Source organism: Actinacidiphila sp. bgisy167 (genome assembly GCF_965342175.1).
Lineage (GTDB): Bacteria > Actinomycetota > Actinomycetes > Streptomycetales > Streptomycetaceae > Actinacidiphila.
The window spans coordinates 1-3,042 of the sequence record NZ_CBDRBL010000176.1 but is presented as its reverse complement, the minus strand read 5'-3'; the positions used below and the strand labels follow the sequence as shown (position 1 = coordinate 3,042).

At 68.5% G+C, this 3,042-nt stretch carries 2 protein-coding genes and 1 pseudogene; 2 read left to right on the top strand and 1 reads right to left on the bottom strand.

The features are described from left to right. Positions 1 to 68 precede the first annotated feature (68 nt). Complete coding sequence (locus ACRWND_RS30545; protein WP_431955177.1) at positions 69 to 869, bottom strand: HARBI1 family protein; 801 nt, start codon at positions 867 to 869, stop codon at positions 69 to 71. Positions 870 to 1,384: 515 nt separating this feature from the next. Between ACRWND_RS30545 and ACRWND_RS30540 the strand changes: the two genes are divergently transcribed. Together ACRWND_RS30540 and ACRWND_RS30535 are read left to right on the top strand one after the other, a co-directional pair. Next, positions 1,385 to 1,840 carry a hypothetical protein gene (locus tag ACRWND_RS30540; protein WP_431955175.1) on the top strand — a complete coding sequence of 152 codons (456 nt, stop codon included), beginning with the start codon at positions 1,385 to 1,387 and terminating at the stop codon, positions 1,838 to 1,840. 73 nt (positions 1,841 to 1,913) lie between these two features. Beyond that, a pseudogene (locus ACRWND_RS30535) lies at positions 1,914 to 3,042 on the top strand (cation-translocating P-type ATPase); the annotation flags it as partial.

Below are 3,042 nucleotides of genomic sequence, written 5' to 3'. Positions count from 1 at the left end.
ATATCGCGACCACTCTCGCGGGTGCACTGAGCCTTTCCCGGTAATGGATCATGACACTGCGTGATCGTTTAGATGGTTCGGTCGTACTCGAGCTGGAGCAGGATGAGGGCCGCAGCGGCGATCTGGGTGATGCGGCTGGGGTCGAGGCTGACTCGTCGCAGGGCCTTGAAGGTGGTCTTGAGCAGGGCGTTGGCTCGTTCGCACACGCCGTGGATGCCGCGGATGACTTTGTTGTAGGTCTGCTGGGCCTCGGTCAGCTCGCCGCCGGCGGGCTTCTTGATCGGGTGGCGGAAGCCGTCTCCGGCGTTCTCGTACCCGAGGTCGACCAGGGTCGGCACGCCCAACTCCGCCGCGACCCGGTTGAGCGCGTCGATCAGGCCGTGCCGGCGCGCGCAGGTGGTGTCGTGCTCGCGGCCGGGGCGGACCGGTGAGACCCAGATCGGCCAGCCGTCCGGAGTGGAGATGACCTGTAGGTTCCCGCCGTGATGGCGGTGCTTCCCGGACCACCAAAGGTCCGCGCCGTTGGGGCCGGGGGCCGCGACCCGGTCGGTGCGGACCACGGTGCCGTCCAGGTTCAGATGGGTCAGCCCGGCCGCCTTCGCCCGCTCCAGCGCGGTGTGCAGATCCGGAGCCCCGGCTGCCAGGGCGGTCAGCCCTTCGTGCAGGTACCGGTAGGCGGTGGAGGACGACAGGCCGTTGTCCCGGGCGAGTTGCGCCAGGCGGGTACCGTCGAGGAACCAGCGCAGGACGAGCACCGCCTGCCGGAAGCAGCCCAGCGCACGCCGTCCCCGGCGGGTGCCGACCGCGGCGCGGTGGTCGCGCAGCAACCGGGCCAGGTGTTCGGCGGTGGACCGCTTCACATCGAGCATCGCGGTATATGTGACACTGGTCGACACGTGAGGCCCCTCGGTCAGAACAATCCGTCGCAAGATCGTTCCTACCAGGGGCCTTACGCCTGCCCGGACTTGGGGACCACGCAGGCCGCAGCGCAAGGGGTAGCGATCACAGCGAGTGACGGGTGCTTACCGGGAAAGACTCACTCACTGCCTGGACACGGACATCGATCCCGGGAACAGCACATCCTCGCTCGCCAGGGCTCCCCTGACCGGGCAATCCCCAGGGGAGGAATGTTCCCCCTGTCACCCGCTGACCTGCAAATTCGTGCAGTTTCATGTCAGAACCCTTGCAACGATCCTCAACCTCGGGGGCCGCCCTCGGCGCCGCAGCGCCGACCGAGCACTTCCCTCACCCGGCAAAAATTTCCGATTTGCTGGATTGGTAAGCCCTTGTCAGGGTTGGGGTTCAGTGCGGGAATTCAGGGTCCTTCGGGCCGCTCGAACACGCTGCAGAGGGCAGTGCGATGACTTCGTCGGAGGGAGACACCATGGCCAGCGGCAGTGTAGACACGCTTGGCGCCCGAGTCGGGAGGGTGGCTGGTCCCGTCAATGACGTGCTGACACGTTCTGCGCAGAGGTTGGAAACGGCGGTGGAAGGCCTTCCTGGTTCTCGAGCACTCAAGGGCGTCATTGATGGCGTGCTGGGCTCGGTGGGTATCGTCTCGCCTCATGCGCGGCGTGCCGTGGTTTATGCCGGGGCCGGGCTGCTGGGCGTGGTCGGTGTGATCGAATGGCCGGTCGCTGTGGCGGGTGCGGCAGTGGTGTGGCTGACGCAGCCGCTTGCCAACGCCCCCGTCGTGGCCAGTGGGCACAGCAGGCCTGTGCAGTCGGAAACGGGACGCGGCGCGCCGGAGACGTCAGCGTTCCCAGCAGAGGTCGGATCCTCGGCCACGTCGGCTGCCACCGCGGCGCAAGACCGCCGCGCCGCGCCCGCAGAGGCGTGACGCGCTTTGCTCCCTGCGACCACCGACCGGCGCTGCCCCGGGCCCCTGGGCGCGGGAGCCTGAAGGGCGAATCATGCTGTCTCGCTTGCTGGCCTGCCTGTCTGCCATTGATCTTCAGGAAGTTGCGGCCATCCCCGTGAACGCCAGCCGGCGTCTCACCCCGCCCAGCGCAGGTACGGCACAGATGATCATTGAGCTGCTGAACGCCGGTACCCGGGGTTCGGTGAGCGCGGCAGCGGCCCTGTCGGAGACCGCGGTACGGGTCGGCAGGGTCGTCCGCAATGCCGTGACACCTCAGGTGGGCTATTGGCGGGCGGGATCCCGGATGCACTTTTGCCTGCCGCATCGGCCGGAGGCGGAAGAGCAGAGAGTGGGCAGGGTCGAAGACGCAGCCCGGAAGGTTGCGGCCGAGCTGGCCGAGCACCCGGATGTGCTGAGCGCCTATTGGGACGGTGGTCTGGAGCGGTTGGTCGTGCAGGCCGGCGAGGGCGTCGTGCGTGATGTGGTGGCCGACGCTGTGTCACGGTTGGCTGCCAAGAGGGGCCTGCAGCACAGTCCCGAGCCGACTTGGGAGCACGTGCATCCGGGTGCCGCCGGTGGTGTCCGTACCAGTGCGCTTGCTTTGGCCTGCGACGCGGCTGGTATCGGCACTGCCGTCGCAGCGCGCAGCGCCTTCCTCGCTCGCCCACCCCGCAGTGTCTCGGCCGTGGTCACCTTGCTGCGGGAGGATTCGCGCGTACGGGCGGCGCTGCATCGCACTGTGGGGGTCGATGGTGCCGACCTGGTCCTGGCGCTGGCTTATGCAGCCGCCGCTGGCCTGGGGCAGTCGCCGACTCCGCTGCTGCTGGATGCGGCCCTGCGGACCGTCCAACTGGTGTCGTCCTTGGCTCAGCTGGCGGCCTTCGACGCGGTGCACGACATACTGTGCGCACCGGATCGCTTGACGCTGGCCGGGAAGGATGTGGTACGACCGCCGCTGCGTGCCTGTCCGGGCGAGGAGTATGCGGACGCAGCGGTCAAGGGGATGCTGGCAGGGGCCGCCACCACGCTGCTGTTCACGCGGAACGCGGACGAGGCGGCCGAGACCGTGCTGGCCGGATCCCCGAAAGCAGCGCGCTACGGTCCGGGGGCCTTCATCGCAGTGCTGAGTAGTGCTCTGGCGCGCGAGGAGGTCCTGGTCCGGGACCGCGAGCGGCTGCGCC